This window comes from Radiobacillus deserti, from assembly GCF_007301515.1.
Classification (GTDB): domain Bacteria; phylum Bacillota; class Bacilli; order Bacillales; family Amphibacillaceae; genus Radiobacillus; species Radiobacillus deserti.
In genome coordinates this window covers 3,191,421-3,209,918 of the sequence record NZ_CP041666.1, presented here as the reverse complement: position 1 = coordinate 3,209,918, position 18,498 = coordinate 3,191,421, and the positions used below count along the sequence as shown (strand labels likewise).

General features: G+C 39.4%; 19 protein-coding genes. 13 read left to right on the top strand and 6 right to left on the bottom strand.

Annotated features, from left to right (window positions below; genetic code table 11):
* Nucleotides 1-16 precede the first annotated feature (16 nt).
* From FN924_RS16870 to FN924_RS16855, 4 genes are all read right to left on the bottom strand, one after another.
* Nucleotides 17-1,039 carry an FUSC family protein gene (locus FN924_RS16870; protein ID WP_143896496.1) on the bottom strand — a complete coding sequence of 341 codons (1,023 nt, stop codon included), beginning with the start codon at nt 1,037-1,039 and terminating at the stop codon, nt 17-19.
* 70 nt (nt 1,040-1,109) lie between these two features.
* The gene (locus FN924_RS16865; protein WP_143896493.1) at nt 1,110-1,313 is read right to left on the bottom strand and encodes a hypothetical protein; all 204 of its coding nucleotides are present in this window, start codon (nt 1,311-1,313) and stop codon (nt 1,110-1,112) included.
* A 350-nt stretch (nt 1,314-1,663) separates the two neighbouring features.
* Entirely contained in the window at nt 1,664-1,936 is a 273-nt protein-coding gene (locus FN924_RS16860) for a hypothetical protein (RefSeq protein ID WP_143896491.1), read from the bottom strand.
* Between the two features lie 195 nt (nt 1,937-2,131).
* Nucleotides 2,132-2,314: a 2-hydroxymuconate tautomerase gene (locus tag FN924_RS16855; protein ID WP_143896489.1), complete on the bottom strand. Its 183-nt coding sequence runs from the start codon at nt 2,312-2,314 to the stop codon at nt 2,132-2,134.
* 135 nt (nt 2,315-2,449) lie between these two features.
* Here FN924_RS16855 and FN924_RS16850 point away from each other — a divergent pair, with 135 nt between their 5' ends.
* Entirely contained in the window at nt 2,450-2,971 is a 522-nt protein-coding gene (locus FN924_RS16850; RefSeq protein ID WP_143896488.1) for a YwhD family protein, read from the top strand.
* A gap of 152 nt (nt 2,972-3,123) precedes the next feature.
* Here FN924_RS16850 and FN924_RS16845 read toward each other — a convergent pair whose 3' ends face one another.
* Complete coding sequence (locus FN924_RS16845) at nt 3,124-5,208, bottom strand: transglycosylase domain-containing protein (RefSeq protein ID WP_143896486.1); 2,085 nt, start codon at nt 5,206-5,208, stop codon at nt 3,124-3,126.
* A 217-nt stretch (nt 5,209-5,425) separates the two neighbouring features.
* On the opposite strand from FN924_RS16845, the gene speE reads away from it, so the two are divergent.
* The 6 genes from speE (at nt 5,426) to FN924_RS16815 (ending at nt 11,593) form a co-directional block, all read left to right on the top strand.
* On the top strand, nt 5,426-6,256 hold the full coding sequence (speE, locus tag FN924_RS16840; RefSeq protein WP_143896484.1) for a polyamine aminopropyltransferase: 831 nt from the start codon (nt 5,426-5,428) through the stop codon (nt 6,254-6,256).
* A 14-nt stretch (nt 6,257-6,270) separates the two neighbouring features.
* Entirely contained in the window at nt 6,271-7,143 is an 873-nt protein-coding gene (gene speB, locus FN924_RS16835) for an agmatinase (protein WP_143896482.1), read from the top strand.
* A gap of 163 nt (nt 7,144-7,306) precedes the next feature.
* A complete protein-coding gene (locus FN924_RS16830) occupies nt 7,307-8,371 on the top strand; it encodes an AimR family lysis-lysogeny pheromone receptor (RefSeq protein ID WP_143896480.1) in 1,065 nt (354 codons plus the stop codon).
* A gap of 150 nt (nt 8,372-8,521) precedes the next feature.
* Complete coding sequence (locus FN924_RS16825) at nt 8,522-8,962, top strand: YwiB family protein (RefSeq protein ID WP_143896478.1); 441 nt, start codon at nt 8,522-8,524, stop codon at nt 8,960-8,962.
* Entirely contained in the window at nt 8,962-10,632 is a 1,671-nt protein-coding gene (gene argS / locus FN924_RS16820) for an arginine--tRNA ligase (RefSeq protein WP_143896476.1), read from the top strand. Before FN924_RS16825 ends, argS begins: the two co-directional genes overlap by 1 nt.
* Before the next feature lie 169 nt (nt 10,633-10,801).
* A complete protein-coding gene (locus FN924_RS16815; RefSeq protein WP_143896474.1) occupies nt 10,802-11,593 on the top strand; it encodes a GNAT family N-acetyltransferase in 792 nt (263 codons plus the stop codon).
* A 68-nt stretch (nt 11,594-11,661) separates the two neighbouring features.
* On the opposite strand, the gene FN924_RS16810 is transcribed toward FN924_RS16815, so the two are convergent.
* Nucleotides 11,662-11,838, bottom strand: coding sequence for a XapX domain-containing protein (locus FN924_RS16810; protein ID WP_143896472.1), 177 nt, complete (start codon nt 11,836-11,838; stop codon nt 11,662-11,664).
* Between the two features lie 255 nt (nt 11,839-12,093).
* Between FN924_RS16810 and rpoE the strand changes: the two genes are divergently transcribed.
* The 6 genes from rpoE to FN924_RS16780 all read left to right on the top strand — a co-directional run bounded on the left by rpoE (nt 12,094) and on the right by FN924_RS16780 (nt 18,359).
* Nucleotides 12,094-12,660 (top strand): DNA-directed RNA polymerase subunit delta, encoded by a 567-nt coding sequence (gene rpoE, locus FN924_RS16805; RefSeq protein WP_143896470.1) that lies wholly within the window; start codon nt 12,094-12,096, stop codon nt 12,658-12,660.
* A gap of 223 nt (nt 12,661-12,883) precedes the next feature.
* Entirely contained in the window at nt 12,884-14,485 is a 1,602-nt protein-coding gene (locus FN924_RS16800) for a CTP synthase (RefSeq protein WP_143896468.1), read from the top strand.
* Between the two features lie 263 nt (nt 14,486-14,748).
* Entirely contained in the window at nt 14,749-15,117 is a 369-nt protein-coding gene (locus FN924_RS16795; protein ID WP_143896466.1) for a response regulator, read from the top strand.
* 187 nt (nt 15,118-15,304) lie between these two features.
* Complete coding sequence (locus tag FN924_RS16790) at nt 15,305-16,165, top strand: class II fructose-bisphosphate aldolase (RefSeq protein ID WP_143896465.1); 861 nt, start codon at nt 15,305-15,307, stop codon at nt 16,163-16,165.
* A gap of 145 nt (nt 16,166-16,310) precedes the next feature.
* Nucleotides 16,311-16,952 carry a fructose-6-phosphate aldolase gene (gene fsa / locus FN924_RS16785; RefSeq protein WP_143896464.1) on the top strand — a complete coding sequence of 214 codons (642 nt, stop codon included), beginning with the start codon at nt 16,311-16,313 and terminating at the stop codon, nt 16,950-16,952.
* 120 nt (nt 16,953-17,072) lie between these two features.
* Entirely contained in the window at nt 17,073-18,359 is a 1,287-nt protein-coding gene (locus tag FN924_RS16780; RefSeq protein ID WP_143896463.1) for a UDP-N-acetylglucosamine 1-carboxyvinyltransferase, read from the top strand.
* Nucleotides 18,360-18,498 lie beyond the last annotated feature (139 nt).

Below are 18,498 nucleotides of genomic sequence, written 5' to 3'. Positions count from 1 at the left end.
AGGCTGTTTTCCTATACTAGACTTCCCATTCCTTTAATAGACTCTCTGTTAATGAAAAAATCGATAATAGCTCATATAAAATAATGATTTCGGATGAAAAATACGTGTCTTCCTCTAATGAGTCCGAGCCTCCTTGTTCACTTGCTTTCCAAAATTGCTTCATGACTTGTTTTATTTGATTTCGGTGTTCTCTAATTTGAAAGTTTGTTGGTTGTTTAAGCTCCTCTGTTAAAGCTTTTACGGCATTGCGTATGGTGTTTAACTCTGTTTCTGACCATCTTCCACCAGGTAATGGTGTGTTCATGAGATTGCCTAAATGATAATGGATGAGCCGTAAGGTGGAAAGCTGTTTAAGCTCTGCTTCAAATAAGTCTTTTCCACCTTTATCAAGTGGATGATATTTACTTTCTTCCTGTTGAAATTTGGATAACAATTCCGTTTTATGGAGCTTTTCCCGTACCTTTGCAAATGAGCTTCTTTTTCTCGCATCTAAATCGTTTTTTTTCAAGATCAACTCTTCTACGACACATTCTATTGCGGAAGCGGTCTCTGAAACTAACTCTTTAATATTGGAATGGATTTTATTCGTATAGTTTGGAGGTAAAACTAGAAAGTTTACCAGCGTAGACACAACAAGTCCAATCGATGTCGTACCCAACCGTATCAGAAAAGAGATAAAAAAGTGACTATGAATGACTTCGACCATTGCAACCGAGGTCAAGGTAGCCACGAGTAACCCATCGCGAAGCTTTAATTTAAAGCAAGTTATAATCGTTAATACTGCAGCAGCCGTATAAGTGATAGGAGAATCTTTAAACAAATAAATAAAGAGTACAGCATAAGCAGATCCAATCGCAGAAGCTGGAAAACGAATAATTCCTTTTCTTATAGAGTCAGACACTGTTGGTTCAATAGTAACAATGGCAGTAATGACAGCAAAAACAGGAGGCCAGCCTAGACTCATACAAATAAATGAAGTGAGAAAGACGGCGAGGCCAGTTTTTCCGATTCTTCCACCTATAAACCGAAATCGTTTCATAACCAAGACACCTTTACTACGTAATTTCTCCCTTCATTATACAAAAATCTAGCCCTTCATCATACCGGTTCTACGAAGATGTGTGGTTTTCTCTTTTTGCTTTCCAAATTAATCCGATTTGGAAAGCAATGTAAATAACAGCCATAATCGAGGTGAAATAAAAAATACCTGGTCTTGATTTCCAAACCGGTTCCTTCATGGTTAGGAGCCATACTGTATAAATGGTGACCATAAGAATAATGCGCAGAAATCTTGTCTTAATGTTAATTCTCATATTAAACCCTCCTCTTTCCTCAGTATAACTAATCCTATGTTTTTTAGTCTGATAGTGAACATTGATCAGCTCTAGAAGAGAGGCTTGTTCCTTCAAGAGTACAACCAATCCATACTAGGTAAAAAGTATGCGCCATCATGAATGATGGGAAATGGTTTTACAGTTGGCGGTAGCTGAAATAACACTAGTTCGTAATGCTCCTGTGCTTTTGACGGAAAAGGGATACTAGGAGTTCCTCAGGCTTTTAAAAGATACGTATTGGCAGACCTAGTGTCTCCAGATAAATGGATGGTCTATTTTGAAGAAAAAGCCAGCCTATATTTTGACTGCGGTCAAAGAACCGTATTTTTCTATGAAAATATTATTAGGCGAATCTCTTGGACTGCAGTGTCATTGGATTGCCTTTTTTGACTTTGAATAAATTGGAAGATAACCGGATAAAAGATTGCAGCTAGGATAAATCCTGGAATTGCTTTTGGAGAGAGGAAAGACATGAACGATAGATAGCCACATAATGATGAAATAGATAACAGCCATGAACCAATAGCCAAATCGCATATACTTGGACACAAAACGCTCGTCTTTTTTTGCGGCTCCCAAATAGACGAAGTGATTCTTTTCATTATGTGAACTCCTTATTACCTGTTTGTAATAAGTCTATTACTATTTGTGCAAAGAAATTTGCTCGGTGTGAAGTAATGTTTTAGGAGATAAGGTCTAACGTGGAACAAGCTAGTCCTCTCCGTATTAATCAAAATACCTCTAGAGTACTCATAAACATACTACTCTAGAGGATTATGAATGCATAAAGTGGGAAATTAATCAACTAAACGTTTACCAGCAACGCCGTAGTCGTTCTTACTCATTTCCTCAATAAAGACAACTACTTTTTCTTTGTTTGCACCAGTCGTTTCCACAACAGCATCTGTTACTTTTTCTACTAGGTTCTTTTTTTGCTCGTCAGTACGTCCCTCAAGCATTTTAACGGTTACGTATGGCAATAGAGACACTCCTTTATTTTAGTTTCGATATCATAATCGATTTCTTATTTAGTTTTCCCTGCTTTTTCTAGAAGATGAAATCAAAAATAGAAGATGCTACAATAAGGACAAATGAGATGACGAAGGAGGCCAATGATGAGTTCTGACCAATCTTCTAACAAGAAAAAGTCAAATTCCTTTACCATTATGAAAAATGATTCGACCGATGGTCATGGTGGATATGGGATTGGAGCAATTACCCTTGAGAATATGTCCTCTGTCATTGTAGATCCGAACGAGGACAAAGCATATGTTGATATGGGAGCGATGCATGCAAGAAGTGATGTAGAGAGAAGAGTCAAGTTCTTACCAGATAGATCTGTAGTACCAAATGGGAAGTTATATTGGATTGCTTGGGTAACAGTTGAGAAGGGGCAGCAAGGCGGCTATTACTATGGAGTAGCTGCAAGTGAGATTGTTGTGGATCGTTCGATCAAACGCGCTTATAAATCTATGCCAGAGCATGTGAATCATATGGATAAATCATTAAAAGGGAAAGTGATTGTCGATCATATGGATAAGCACTCTAGACAATTACTAGGAAACTTTTTAAAAGAGTTTAATCCGGAGCTTTGGGAAAACTCTTCGGATGAGCTGAAACAGGCATTCGCAAAGTAATGTCTAAAATGTGAACGAAAAGTGAACGTTTTCTTAAAATGTTGTGGTTTCCTTATGAACTTTGTAAAATTAAAGCACATGGTTCGTCATGTATTTACTAGGACAAAGAAAAAGGCCGGAGCTCATCCGGCCTTTTTCTTATTCTACATCATTTATTGTCCAAATGGTAACCAATCCAACCACTTTTTCCAACCGCTTTTTTTCTTTTCTTGTTCCTTAGGAGTGTCCTCCTCTTTCTCTTGAGCATGTGGATAGTGTAACGAACAGAAGGTGGTTGGTTCCGTTCCTTTTTCGAAATACATCATCCTTCGCTCAGCACAGTATGGAGTTGCTTTTTCCCCTGTGACTGGGTCTACATACACACCTACGACACCTTTGGGCTGTTCAAATCGGACGTCTTTTTCTCCCTCATGTGCTTTGTTCATGAACGATGCCCAAATGTCCTTCGCGTATTGATGCTCATCTACTTTATTCATTTGCTGATTTTGATCATAGCCTGTCCAAACCCCCGTCACGAGCTTTGGACTAAACCCGACCATCCAGCTATCTGTATTAGTTGTTCCTGATTTGCCTGCGAATTTGTGGGAAAGCTCATCAGCAATGGAGGCACCAGTTACCCGCATATACCCATTCAATGATTCGTCGAACATGCCGGTCATTAACTGACTTAGAATGAACGTTTTTTTCTCATCTAATACTTGTTCATTATCCGATTGATCATGTTCAAACAGAATATTCCCTTTTGAATCGGTTACTTTTTCTATTAAATAAGGCTCTACCCTTTTACCGCCATTTGCGATCATGCTATAACCGCCCACCATGTCCTCGACACTAACAACGGCTGTTCCTAAAGCTAAGGAAGGGACGGCTGGAAGCTTTTTCTTAATACCGAATTTTCTAGCTGTTCTCACTAGGTTTTTTGGGCCTAGTGCGACATTCGTTTTAACCGCATAAATGTTATCAGATAATGCAATGGCCTGTGCTAGAGTAATCGGTTTGTATGCATAATATCCATTATAGTTACTAGGAGCATATACTTTTCCGTTCGCTAGCTCGAACGTCGTTGGCTTACTTAATAAGGAAGTGGTAGCTGTATAGCCGTTCTCTAACGCTTCATAGTATAAAAAAGGTTTAAAGGAAGAACCAGGCATTCGTTCCGCCATGGTTGCTCTATTATAAGGGCTTTCTTCATAGCTTCTTCCTCCAACCATCGCTGTAATGGCACCGGATTCTGGTTCAACAGACATGGCACCTACCTGTAGGTCACTTTCTGGATCCATCGTTTCTTGTATGGATTCCTCCAGCTTTTTTTGATGGTCCGTATGCAATGTCGTGTATACTTGATAGCCTCCCGAACGAATCGATTCTATGTCCTCATGTAGGATGTTCGCTAGCTTCTTTAAGACGGCATCCTGAAAATAAGGTGCGATAGATTTTGTTTCCCTATCCTTTGCGTTTGTAAAAGTGAGTTTCTCGCTACTTGCTAAAAACTGTTCATGTTTCGTGATTTTTCCTTGCTGCTGCATCGTTTTAAGGATAAGTTCCTGTCTCTTTTTTGCACGTTCTTGATCATGAAATGGGGAATAATAGGATGGACCCTTTGGGATACCCGCCAAAGTCGCTGCTTCTGCTAAATCCAAGTTTTTTGCTGATTTGTCAAAAAAATAACGACTAGCTGCTTCGATACCATAGGCTCCATGGCCGTAATAAATCGTGTTTAAATAGCCTTCTAATATCTCGTTTTTTGTATAAAACATTTCTAAACGTAATGTATAGAAGGCTTCTTTAATTTTTCGGGTCCATGTTTTCTCGTGGGACAGAAAGAGATTACGTGCGTATTGCTGCGTAATCGTACTTGCACCCTGCACCATGGCCATTGCTTTTATATCATGAAAGAGAGCAGATGCAATTCGTTTAAAGTCAAAACCACCATGATTGTAAAAATTTTGATCTTCTATTGCAACGGTGGCCTTTACTACATGCTTAGAAATATCCTCTAAATCTACCCAATAGCGACTTTGGAGTCCTCGTTCTTCTCCGATTACGTTCTGGTTCGCCCCGTAGTAGACGGTGTTTTGTTGACTCGTAAGGGGCGGTGGTCCCAAGCTGTATGCATACGTAAATATGGCCACAACAAAGACAACCGCACAAAACATGGACAGAATAGAAACGATAACAGCGATGCGAAGTGGCTTACTTTTAATAGTATGAAGTTGTTTTTTTATCCATTTATACATAGGCGATCACCTTATTTTATAGCTGAATTATTGGAAAAGGGTTTGAAGCACTTCGTTTTTTCTTATCATTATGGAACGAGATAGGAAAAATTAAACATAAAATGCTTGGTATTCGACAAAACATTCGCTATAATTTGTTTGTTTATTAGGAGTAAAAGGTATAAGAAAAGAAAGAGGATAGCAAAGTAATAGTAGTGAATGGTAAAGGAGTTTTGGCATGGATTTATGGTTTACAGAGAAGCAGACGAAAGACTTCGGTATTACGGCAAAAATTAAGAAAACCTTACATGGAGAACAAACCGAGTTCCAGAAGCTTGACATGATTGAAACCTATGAATGGGGCAACATGCTTACGTTGGATGGTATGGTGATGACGACAGAGAAGGACGAATTTGTCTATCATGAAATGGTAGCTCATGTCCCGTTGTTTACCCACCCAAGTCCGAAGCAAGTGCTCGTTGTCGGTGGCGGAGATGGTGGAGTAATTCGGGAAGTGTTAAAGCATAAAACGGTGGAAAAAGCTACCCTTGTGGAGATTGATGGGAAGGTGATCGAGTATTCTAAAAAATACTTACCTTCTATTGCTGGTGAGTTAGAAGGAAATCCTCGGGTGGAAGTAAAAGTAGCAGACGGCTTTATGCACATCGCAGAAAGTGAAAGAGCTTATGATGTTATAATGGTGGACTCCACCGAGCCTGTAGGGCCTGCTGTAAACTTATTTACAAAGGGATTTTATGCAGGGATTTCCAAAGCGTTGAAGGATGATGGGATTTTCGTCGCTCAAACCGATAATCCGTGGTTTAAAGCAGATTTGATAAAGCAAGTGTTTCAAGATGTTAAAGAAATTTTTCCAGTAACGCGACTTTACACGGCTAACATTCCAACCTATCCGAGTGGAATGTGGACATTTACAATAGGAAGTAAAATCCATGACCCGTTAAAGGTGAAGGAAGATAGGTTCGAGGATATCGATACAAAATATTATACAAAGGAATTACATGTTGCTTCGTTTGCATTACCGAGATTCGTAAAAGAGTTAACAGAGTAGAGGGGGAACCAATTATGCGTTTTGATGATGCCTATTCAGGAAAAGTATTCATTATGTCACAATCGGAATCAGATGACGCGAAAGCGATTATTTATGGGATGCCGATGGATTGGACGGTTAGCTTTCGACCAGGCTCTCGTTTCGGCCCAAATCGAATACGAGAAGCATCCATTGGATTAGAGGAATACAGTCCTTATATGGATAAGCATATGGAAGAGGTTGCTTATTTTGATGCTGGAGACATTCCTTTGCCATTCGGCAATCCACAGCGGAGCTTGGATGAGATACAAGCCTTTGTGAAGAAAATATTAGATCAGGGAAAATACCCGTTAGGACTTGGTGGGGAGCATTTAGCGACTTGGCCCGTCATACAAGCCGTTCATGAAAAGTATCCGGATATGGTATTAATACATATTGACGCACACGCAGACTTGCGCGTGGAATATGAAGGAGAAGAACTTTCTCACTCTACTCCAGTGCGTAAAGCTTGTAACCTGATTGGGCCGGAGAATGTGTATTCTTTTGGAATTCGGTCTGGAATGAGAGAGGAATTTCAATATGCGAAGGAAAGCGGGATGTTTATGGCGCGCTATGAGGTAGCAAAACCGTTGCGTGAAGTACTTCCGAAATTAGCTGGACGAAACGTGTATGTTACGATTGATATTGATGTGCTAGATCCTGCCTTTGCACCGGGTACTGGGACAGCAGAAGCTGGTGGGATTAGTTCTAAAGAATTGTTAGAGGCGATCCAATTGATTGCAGAATCGGATGTGAACGTGATTGGATCAGATCTCGTGGAGGTTGCACCAGTCTATGATCCAACGGAGCAAACCGTTATTGCAGCAAGTAAATTTGTGCGAGAAATGCTGTTAGGATGGGTAAAATAGAGGACGCGAAAAAGCGTCCTCTATTTCATTCGACAAAATCCCCCAAAAACCGGGTCGTGCCTGTCACCACCCGAATATTATTTGTCTTAACTTTCTGCTATTAATTGTGTTAATATAAAAGTAACATCCTAAATCTCGAATTCAAAGGAATGGTCGTGATAAGATGGTAAAAGCTCGTACCGAGTGTCTGTTCAATAAAGTCCAGGCTAGAAATGCACAACGGTTAATCGAACCATTCCTTCACCAAGAGGCTGATTGGCCTATGTATCAAATCTTCCAAATCCTCTCTGCTTCGAATCCAATGGAAGATGCCATAGAAGGAATGCGTCAGTTTTGCATGCGAACTGAATTATCTGAAAACATGCGGGTGGGTCTAGAATTCCTATACTCCCACGGTTTTCTTGATGATTTGGAGTTGTTGATTGAGAAAAATAGAGTCTCTTCCAATCGACAAAACCGAAATTGGGCAAAACTATATGATGTAATACTAATTCGTAGGAGAAGCAGACAAAAACCCCAAGAATATTTAACAAGACTCTCTACCATTCATGTGGAAGAACAAGAACTTATTTGTTTAAAAGACATGCTCCACGTATATGCCTATTTTGAACTTCGCCAGTATGGAATGCTAGGAAATTATGTGGATCGTCTTCAGATGACGATTGATGAGATGGAAAATCAATTTTTCCAATCCTTGATGCAGGTAAAGCTTGATGAAATTTGGATGACCTACTACTGGAAGCGTAATGAAATGATCATTGCTCGTAAATATGGGTATCGCGTCCTAAATCATACATTTAATCCGAGAAAGAAGATTGATATTCATAATGCAATGGGATTGGGATATGTGTTAGACAATTATGAGCAGGCAATTGGACACGCTCGGCAAGGGTTGAAAATCGCCCAGGAAATTAACCATAGTCCAGCAATCTATGGAATTTCAAATTGTACCATCCCATTTATTTCAGCATTCCACGGTCATACCAAAGGTGTTCAAAGTATGGATCAAGCAGAGATTGCACATTTAGCTCTAGCGGATGGAGATAGACATACTTGTATTGCTATCTTAGAATCGTTCCCCAACCTATCGCCATTCCAGCAGTATTACTTAGGAAAAGCGAAAAAAGACAAATGGCTATTACAAGAATCCTACCACCGTTTCATACATGAGCAAAGTGACTATTTCTACGCGATGATGCCATTAATTGAACTGAAAGAGCTGTCATAAGAAACGTATCTTCTCTATTAGAAGATACGTTTCTTTTTAAAATGTTTAGGAATCGATTATTCCTATGAATCAGGCTTGCTCTTTAGCTGTAGAATTCTTTATACTAGCAAAAGGAACCTAAAGGGACCTTATAAGCAGGTAGGTGGAAAAATGAAAGCATCCAAACGGAATGTCCACATAAAACTCATTACCGAAATCTTTCATCAACATAATAAGGAAGTAACCAGGGTAGAGGAAGTGGGTACGTTTCTGCAAAAAGAAAACACCTCTGTTCTTCAATTTACAGAGCAATATGAAGATCAAGAGGATCATGTACAAGCATTAATTACCATTTCTCCAGAAAGAGTTAGCGTAAAAAGGTCTGGAGCAGTAGATATGCATCAAGTGTTTAAAAAGAAGCAAACGACCGAGAATGTTTATCGACATGCGTACGGAACGATTCACATGGAAACATTCACGGACCAAATAACCTTTCGTGACCTTAGCCAAGCAAAGGAAGGGAAACTGTTTATTAGTTACACAACCAAGTTAAATGGTGAAGATAGTAGAAGACATCGGTTAACCTTATCGTTTAGGGAGGAACAAAAGTAGTGAATATTTTTATTCAAATGCAGGAATCGTTAAAGCAAGAAATCGCAGAAGCTGTTCTTAGAGCAAATCTCGCAACAAAAGAAGAGTTGCCTGAAATTGTTTTAGAGCAGCCAAAGGAAAAATCGCATGGGGATTACGCTACAAACATTGCCATGCAGCTAGCTCGAATTGCCAAAAAAGCCCCTCGTCAAATTGCGGAGGAAATAAAAACAAATATAGACCTGAAAAAAGCTTCGATACAAGAAATTGAAATTGCCGGTCCTGGGTTTATTAACTTTTTTATGGACAACACATACTTAACGGATCTAGTTCCTACCATTATAAAAGCAGGAGATCAATATGGTAGATCGAATGTAGGGAATGGACACAAAATTCAGGTGGAGTTTGTATCGGCCAATCCTACAGGAGACCTTCATCTAGGGCATGCCCGTGGAGCAGCAGTCGGAGATTCTTTGTGTAACATTCTTGATTACGCTGGCTATAATGTGGCACGTGAATATTACATTAATGATGCTGGAAATCAAATTGAGAATCTGGCCCTATCTGTAGAAGCGCGTTACATGCAAGCATTAGACCAAGATTGGGACATGCCTGAAGATGGGTATCATGGGAAGGACATTATTGATTTAGGAAAAGAACTAGCGGCGCAAGAAGGAGCAAAATGGGTCGAAGCGGAGCGCAAAGAAAGATTAGCCTTTTTCCGGTCTTACGGATTGAAATATGAGCTGGCAAAGCTTGAAAAAGATTTGCAGCAATTCCGAGTTTCGTTTGACCATTGGTTTTCTGAAACATCTCTTTACGAAAACAATGCCATCACAGAAGCATTAGAAGTGCTAACTGAACAAGGCTATGTGTACCAAAAAGAAGGAGCAACATGGTTCCGCTCTACAGATTTTAAGGATGACAAAGACCGTGTTCTCGTCAAACAAGATGGTACCTACACATATTTGACACCAGATATTGCGTATCACAAAAACAAATTAGATCGTGGCTTCGAGACGTTAATTAATATCTGGGGAGCGGACCATCATGGCTACATTCCACGAATGAAAGCAGCAATCCAAGCATTAGGTTATCAGCCAAATACGCTTGAAGTAGAAATTATCCAAATGGTGAACCTGTTCCAAAATGGTGAAAAGGTGAAGATGAGTAAACGTACAGGAAAAGCAGTTACATTACGGGAGTTAATGGAGGAAGTCGGCGTAGATGCAATGCGATATTTCTTCGTCATGCGATCTAGTGATTCTCATCTTGATTTTGATATGGATTTAGCAAAATCGAACTCTAATGAAAACCCAGTTTTCTATGTTCAATATGCACATGCGCGTGTATGTACAATGCTTGGACAAGCAGAGGAGAAAGGATTTGGCATAATTAGTGACTTTAACCCAGCATTGTTACAAGCGGAAAAAGAAATAGACTTGTTAAAGCGGTTGGGCGAGTTTACTCAAGTAGTCATTGATGCTGCTGAGAATCGAACCCCACACCGAATTCCGCAGTATTTATTTGATTTAGCTTCCAGCTTGCATAGTTTCTATAATGCGGAAAAAGTGTTGAACCCTAATGATGAAGGGGTAACAAAGGCAAGAGTTGCATTAATGCATGCTGTTAAGACAACTTTAGCAAACGGGTTAAAATTAATAGGAGTAAACGCTCCAGAACGAATGTAATAAAAATGAAACGGTTTATCGACCATAAAACTCCGAGCTATTTAGTCCGGAGTTTTTTATTTTAAGTAAACGAGATCCTTCAAAATCTTTAGGGATAATTTGCCATTCCCGTTTACTCCATTTAAACTCCGTGCTATGATGTTCAGAAACAATAAACGGGGATGAGGAAATGATTAGGCAATTAACGAGTCGTGATAATGACCAATGTCAGAAATTAATTAGGAAATACCCGGCAGAAAACCTCTTTATAATTGGAGATATAGAAGCTTTCGGATACGATCAACCCTTTCAAACATTGTGGGGTGATTTCCGAGAAGATGGAAGTTTGAGAGCTGTATTGCTTCGCTATGAGAAAAACTTCATTCCTTATGCAGAGGATGATTACGATGCGGAAGGATTCGCGAAACTGATTGACACTGCAGAAGAGGGAATACATGTATCGGGGTTAAAGCAGGTGACAGATCAGATTCTACCACATATTCAGCAACCAATTGATCACACTCGGGAGATGTTCTATGCAAAATGTAATAGTAAGACAAACTTACCATCAATCTTAACGAATCGCGTAAGGCTAGCAAAGGAAAAAGACCTATCCGGATGGAAACAATTGATGCTTCGTATTCCAGAGTTTGAACATGCGGAAATCAATTTGGATTCCAAAAAGCGTAATATGGACAAAGGAGTTGGCAGGCTTTATATTATCGAGGAAGCTGGCGAGATTGTTTCCACAGCATCTACGACAGCAGAAAATAGTATATCTGCTATGATTGTAGCAGTGGGTACGCTTGAAAAGGCTAAACGTAAAGGATATGCAACGTTGTGTTTGACCAAATTATGTAGGGATTTATTGGAAGAAGGCAAAGAGCTTTGCCTATTTTATGATAATCCCGCTGCAGGAACGATTTATAAACGCATTGGTTTTGAAGATATCGGAACGTGGACGATGTCTAAATTGCGATGAGAGGGTTCTACGTAAAAGAGAATGCTAGAGACCACTTGTCTCTAGCATTTCTTTTTCATATCTGAGTATTAAAACAGTTTCTGTAATGCTGGTCCAATCCATTGAAACACTTTAAAGCCTAAGTAAATACCGACGATTCCAGTAACGCCAGCTAGCGCAGGTGGAGCGGGAATTGGTAGCTTTCCCCAAGCAAATATGAATCCAACGAGAAAGCCAGTTACTAATGCTAGAATGATCTCTTTCATAATTGCCTCCTTCTTTTATGTACCCATCCATACCCTACCCCATTGTTTGACAAATTATCATAAAACTCCGGTATCTTAACATAACATATTACTTCTACATTTTCATCGGTTACGTAAAATTACTTCTAAGTTTGGCAATGATTGCATTTTAAAAACCATAACCCTATAATGAATTGGTAGACTTACATAAACTGTGTATGACATCGCATGACAGTGGAAAATATATAAATATTTACATAAAGGGAGTGCTTGAACGTGAGCCTTAAAGATTATTCTCGAGAAGAACTATTAGATCTTTCTATGATTGAAATTGCCAACCTTATTTTAAATGAAGAAAATAAGGCAATGGATTTTAGAGAACTGTTTGATCGAATTGCGGAGCTGAAAGAATTTTCTAAACAACAGAAAGATGATTATATTGCACAATATTATACAGATTTGAATACGGATGGACGTTTCTTAACCATTGGTAATAACATTTGGGGATTAAAACGTTGGTATCCAGTTGAACAAATTGAAGAAGAAATCAATCTGGAACCGAAGAAGAAAAAGAAAAAAGCTGCGAAGAAAAAAGTGGAAGACTTCGATGATGTGGTGGAGGATGACCTCGACTTAGATGAAGAAGAATTTGATTTAGATGATGAAGAAGACTTGGAAGAGACGGATGACGAGGATGTAGAGGATTATGACTTCGATGATTCTGACGATGATTCAGATTTTGAAGATGATGATAGTGATAGTGATGACTTCGAAGGTGATGATTTTGAAGATGATGATGAAGACGATGACTCAGAACTTGATGACGAAGAAGACGAAGATTAATTTTTCTATTTTATTGACTTTCAAGTTGGAAATCAGTAATATTTTATTTGGGCTCTATTCATTACAATGACGTATAAAGCGTTCCCTATATTAGGGAGCGCTTTTCTTATTTTTCACCCCGATATTTTAAGGCTCAAATAGGGAGCCTACACCTATTAGGAAAACAAGGCATTCACATTCAGAAGATGCTTTTGTAAATAAACATAGAAAGAGGGATGAAAAGGTGACAAAGTATATTTTCGTAACAGGTGGGGTTGTGTCATCGATTGGAAAAGGGATTACGGCTGCATCGTTAGGGCGATTGCTGAAAAATCGTGGGTTAAAGGTAACCATTCAAAAGTTTGATCCATATATTAACGTAGACCCTGGAACCATGAGTCCCTATCAGCATGGGGAAGTATTCGTTACAGAAGATGGTGCTGAAACAGATTTGGACTTAGGTCATTATGAGAGGTTTATTGATATTAACCTAAACCAGTACAGTAACGTCACAACAGGTAAAATCTACTCCACGGTTATTAAAAAAGAAAGACGTGGCGATTATTTAGGTGGTACCGTCCAAGTTATCCCGCACATTACGAACGAAATTAAAGACAAAGTATTTCGTGCTGGACAGCAAACAAATGCGGATATCGTAATTACGGAAATTGGTGGTACGGTCGGGGATATCGAATCCCTTCCTTTCCTTGAAGCGATACGTCAAATCAAAAGTGATATTGGTCGAGAAAATGTCATGTATGTGCATTGTACGTTAGTTCCATACATCAAAGCTGCTGGTGAGTTAAAAACCAAACCTACACAGCATAGCGTGAAAGAATTGCGCTCTTTAGGTATCCAACCTGACGTCATTGTGCTTCGCACAGAAAAACCAATCAGTCAAGAAATGAAGGAAAAGATTGCGTTGTTCTGTGATATTGACGAAAAAGCAGTGATTGAAGCTGGGGATTCGGAAAGTCTTTATGATATTCCATTAGACCTTCAAGCACAGAACTTAGATCAACTAACATGTGACCACTTTGGATTCGATTGTGGACAAGCAGATATGACAGAGTGGATTGCGTTAACAGAGAAAGTACGTAATTTGACGAAAACTGTAACAATCGGATTAGTAGGAAAATACGTAGAACTACCGGATGCTTACATTTCCGTTGTTGAAGCAATGAAACACGCAGGATATCAGTATGATGCCGATATTAGCATCCGTTGGATAAATGCAGAAGAACTGTCAGACCAAACTGTAGAAGAGAAGCTTTCTGGAGTAGATGGAATATTAGTCCCTGGTGGATTTGGCGATCGAGGAATTGAAGGAAAAATTTCTGCGATTCGTTATGCAAGAGAACAAAAAATTCCATTTCTAGGTATATGTCTAGGTATGCAGTTAGCAACTGTTGAGTTTGCGCGCAATGTTTTAAACTTGAAAGGAGCAAATTCTTCCGAAATTGACCCGAGTACGCCTCATCCCATCATCGACTTGTTACCAGAGCAAAAAGATGTTTCAGATTTAGGAGGAACACTTCGTCTTGGTGTATATCCTTGCCGATTGAAAGATGGTACGAAGACAAAAGAAGCTTATGAAAATGAAGATGTTGTTTATGAACGCCATCGCCACCGATTTGAGTTCAACAATCATTATCGGGAGCAGATGGAAGAGAAAGGATTTATCTTTTCCGGAACAAGCCCTGATGGAAAGCTGATTGAAACAATTGAGTTGGATGACCACCCTTGGTTCGTTGCTTCCCAGTTTCATCCGGAATTTAAATCAAGACCGAATAGACCGCAACGGTTATTCTATGGTTTCATTGGAGCAGCTGTTCGTAACAAATAAGGAATGGTACCTCACACCTTAACAAGTGTGAGGTTTTAATTTTCAAATAGAAGCAAGATGTTTCAGAACTCAACTCTTTTCAACAGGAAATTTGCGAATAATACCTACAAATGACATTTTATTGCATTAAATAGGGGAAATTGCTTAATGTTGGCAGGAATTCTTCTATCCTATCTAGAACTGTGTAGTTTACATAGAATATTGCCAATAGTGAGATTCAAATAAAATAGTGTTGTGGGAGAGTAAATAGGGGGGTATCGACCATGAAAAAAACAGTAATGATCGTGGATGATCAGATGGGAATTCGTCTGCTATTAGAGGAGGTTGTAAAGGCGGCAGGTCATGATGTTATGACAGCTGAGAACGGAAAGGAAGCTTTAGATAAAATGAAAGGGAAGCGACCAGATTTACTGCTTATCGATTACAAGCTTCCCATTATGGATGGACCTACTTTATTATCCCATCTCGAGGAACAAGGACAAATTATTCCCGCTATTATGATGAGTGGATTAGTGGAAGAAGCAATGGTACATAAAGAACGATTCGAAAACGTTAAAGAGGTCTTTGCAAAACCATTTAACGTCGAAGAAGCAAGAGATCATATCAATCGTTTGTTGAAGGAAAGATCATAACGAAATCACGATTGTAGATACTAATAAAATAGACCAGTTCTACATTGTGAAAAAAATAACATATTGAGATGTTGTTTGTTGCACCTTCACGGTCAAGTTGGTATTCTTATAATGTATCCAATCAAACATGAATGACTGGTTATTGTTTGTTATCATTTCTGCATATTATCCACAAGGAGGAAATACAATGCCATTAGTATCCATGAAAGAAATGCTAATCAATGCGAAAGAAAATAGCTATGCAGTTGGGCAATTCAATATTAATAACCTTGAATACGTTCAAGCAATTCTGCAAGCTGCAGAAGAGGAAAAATCTCCTGTTATTTTAGGTGTCTCTGAAGGCGCTGGAAGATATATGGGCGGATATAAAGTTGTAGTAGCTATGGTAAAATCTCTAATGGAAGAATACGGTACGACTGTTCCTGTAGCAATCCATTTAGACCACGGATCTAGCTTTGAAGCGTGTGCGAAAGCCATCCATGCTGGATTTACTTCTGTAATGATTGATGCTTCTCATGATCCATTTGAAGAAAATATTGCGGTTACATCTAAAGTAGTAGAACTTGCTCATTTCCATGGTGTTTCTGTTGAAGCAGAACTTGGAACAGTAGGTGGTCAAGAAGATGATGTTATCGCAGATGGCGTGATCTATGCAGACCCGAAAGAATGTCAAGAACTTGTTGAACGTACTGGAATTGATTGTTTAGCTCCAGCTTTGGGTTCTGTTCACGGTCCTTATAAAGGGGAACCAAATCTTGGCTTCAAAGAAATGGAAGAAATCGGTGCTGCAACTGGTGTGCCACTAGTACTTCACGGTGGAACAGGAATTCCAACTCACGATATTAAACGAGCAATTTCTTATGGTACATCTAAAGTAAATGTAAACACAGAGAACCAAATTTCTCAGACGAAAAGAGTTCGTGAGGTATTAGCAGAGCAACCGGATCAATATGATCCACGTAAATATTTAGGACCTGCACGTGATGCAATTAAAGAAACAGTAATTGGAAAAATGCGCGAATTCGGTTCTTCTGGTCAAGCAAAATAATCGGATAATAGGAAGCTGCCTTCTGGCAGTTTCCTTTTCATACGTATAAGCAAGAAGGGATGATGGAAGCTCTCTAAGGGTAGCTTCGATGGTTTTGCACAATACGCTTTCTAAGTCCTTAACTATAAAAAAGGGGATGGGAGATATGAAGTTTTTCATTGATACGGCGAACATTGAGGAAATCAAAGAAGCAAATGCACTAGGTATTTTAGCTGGTGTAACGACGAATCCAAGCCTTGTTGCAAAAGAAGGAGTATCCTTCCACGACCGTTTGAGAGAAATTACCGAAGTGGTTTCAGGTTCTGTTAGCGCCGAAGTAATTTCAGAGGATGCAGAAGGTATGATTGAGGAAGGAAAGGAATTGGCCGCAATTGCTCCTAACATTACGGTGAAAGTACCGATGACATTAGAAGGATTAAAAGCTGTAAAAGCTTTTTCAGACCTAAATATAAAAACGAATGTAACACTTATTTTCAATGCGAATCAAGCTTTGCTTGCTGCTCGTGCTGGTGCTACATATGTGTCTCCTTTTTTAGGAAGATTAGATGATATTGGTCAAAATGGTTTAGAACTTATTTCTACTATTGCGGATATATTTGACCGTCATGGCATTGAAACGGAAATAATTGCAGCTTCCATTCGACATCCACTTCACGTAACAGATGCTGCGTTATTCGGTGCTCATATTGCAACCGTTCCATTTAAGGTGTTAGCACAACTAGTCAAGCATCCTTTAACAGACCAAGGAATCGAAAAATTTCTCGCTGATTGGAATAAAGAAAAGTAAGTATGATTTTGGTAAATTTGTGTAAACTAAGTGCAAATCTTGAGGATTTAGCCTAAGAGTTCGTTCAGTGTACTCAGTAGGTTTATAATGAATGGACTCGTAAAGTGAGGAGTTCTAGATGTGCAGAAAATACTAGTAGAAGGTGGAAGGCCTTTAAATGGTAAGGTACGAATTAGCGGAGCGAAGAATAGTGCAGTAGCTTTACTACCAGCTGCTATATTAGCCGATTCAAAGGTTATCATTGAAGGCCTACCTAAAATTTCAGATGTAGACACGTTAGGACATTTACTAGAGGAAATTGGAGGTACTATTGATTGGAGAGGACAAACCATCCATATTGATCCTTCCAACATGACCTCCATGCCATTGCCAAATGGCAAGGTGAAGAAGCTACGTGCATCCTACTATTTTATGGGCGCAATGCTTGGTCGCTTTAAAAAGGCCGTAATTGGATTGCCTGGAGGATGTCACCTAGGGCCAAGACCAATCGACCAACATATTAAGGGGTTCGAGGCGTTAGGTGCTAAGGTGACGAATGAACAAGGTGCAATTTACTTACGAGCTGACGAATTACGCGGAGCTCGAATTTATCTAGATGTTGTGAGTGTCGGTGCTACAATAAACATTATGCTCGCAGCAGTAAAAGCTAAAGGGAAAACAGTGATTGAAAATGCTGCAAAAGAGCCAGAAATTATTGATGTTGCTACATTGCTGACAAGCATGGGCGCTAAAATTAAAGGTGCCGGTACAGATGTGATTCGAATTGAAGGTGTAGATCAACTGACAGGATGCATGCATACGATTATTCCTGATCGTATAGAAGCAGGTACTTATACAATCTTAGCAGCTGCCCAAGGAGAAAAGGTGCTAATTGACAATGTCATTCCACAACACTTGGAATCCTTATTAGCTAAGCTAAGGGAAATGGGTGTGTCCATTGAAGAAGGGGAAGAGCAATTGCTCATCCAACCAGGTAAGGAAGTGAAGAGTGTGGATATTAAAACACTCGTACACCCTGGTTTTCCAACCGATTTGCAGCAGCCATTTACATCCCTATTAACAAGGGCAACAGGGACAGGTGTAGTAACAGATACCATTTATCAAGCTCGTTTTAAGCATATTGATGAGTTAAGACGGATGAATGCAAAGATTAAAGTGGAAGGCGGTTCCGCTATTGTGAGTGGACCTGTTCAACTCGAAGGTGCCAAAGTGAAAGCGAGTGACTTACGCGCTGGTGCTGCACTTATTGTTGCTGGTTTAATGGCGGACGGTATTACCGAGATTACGGGCCTTGAGCATATAGATAGAGGGTATGAAAATATTGTTGAGAAGCTTACATCATTAGGTGCCAATATATGGCGCGAAGAAATGTCTGAATCAGAAATCGAGCAATTCCAAAATTCATAAAGACAGAATTATAGCTTAATACTCTTTGTAGGAGAGGAGTATTAAGCTTCCGTTATGTTTAAAAAACGCCATTAACAGCGGCGAAGGCAATTTTCTTAATTCCATGGGAGATGAGGAGTACTACATTTGGAGGAGATAC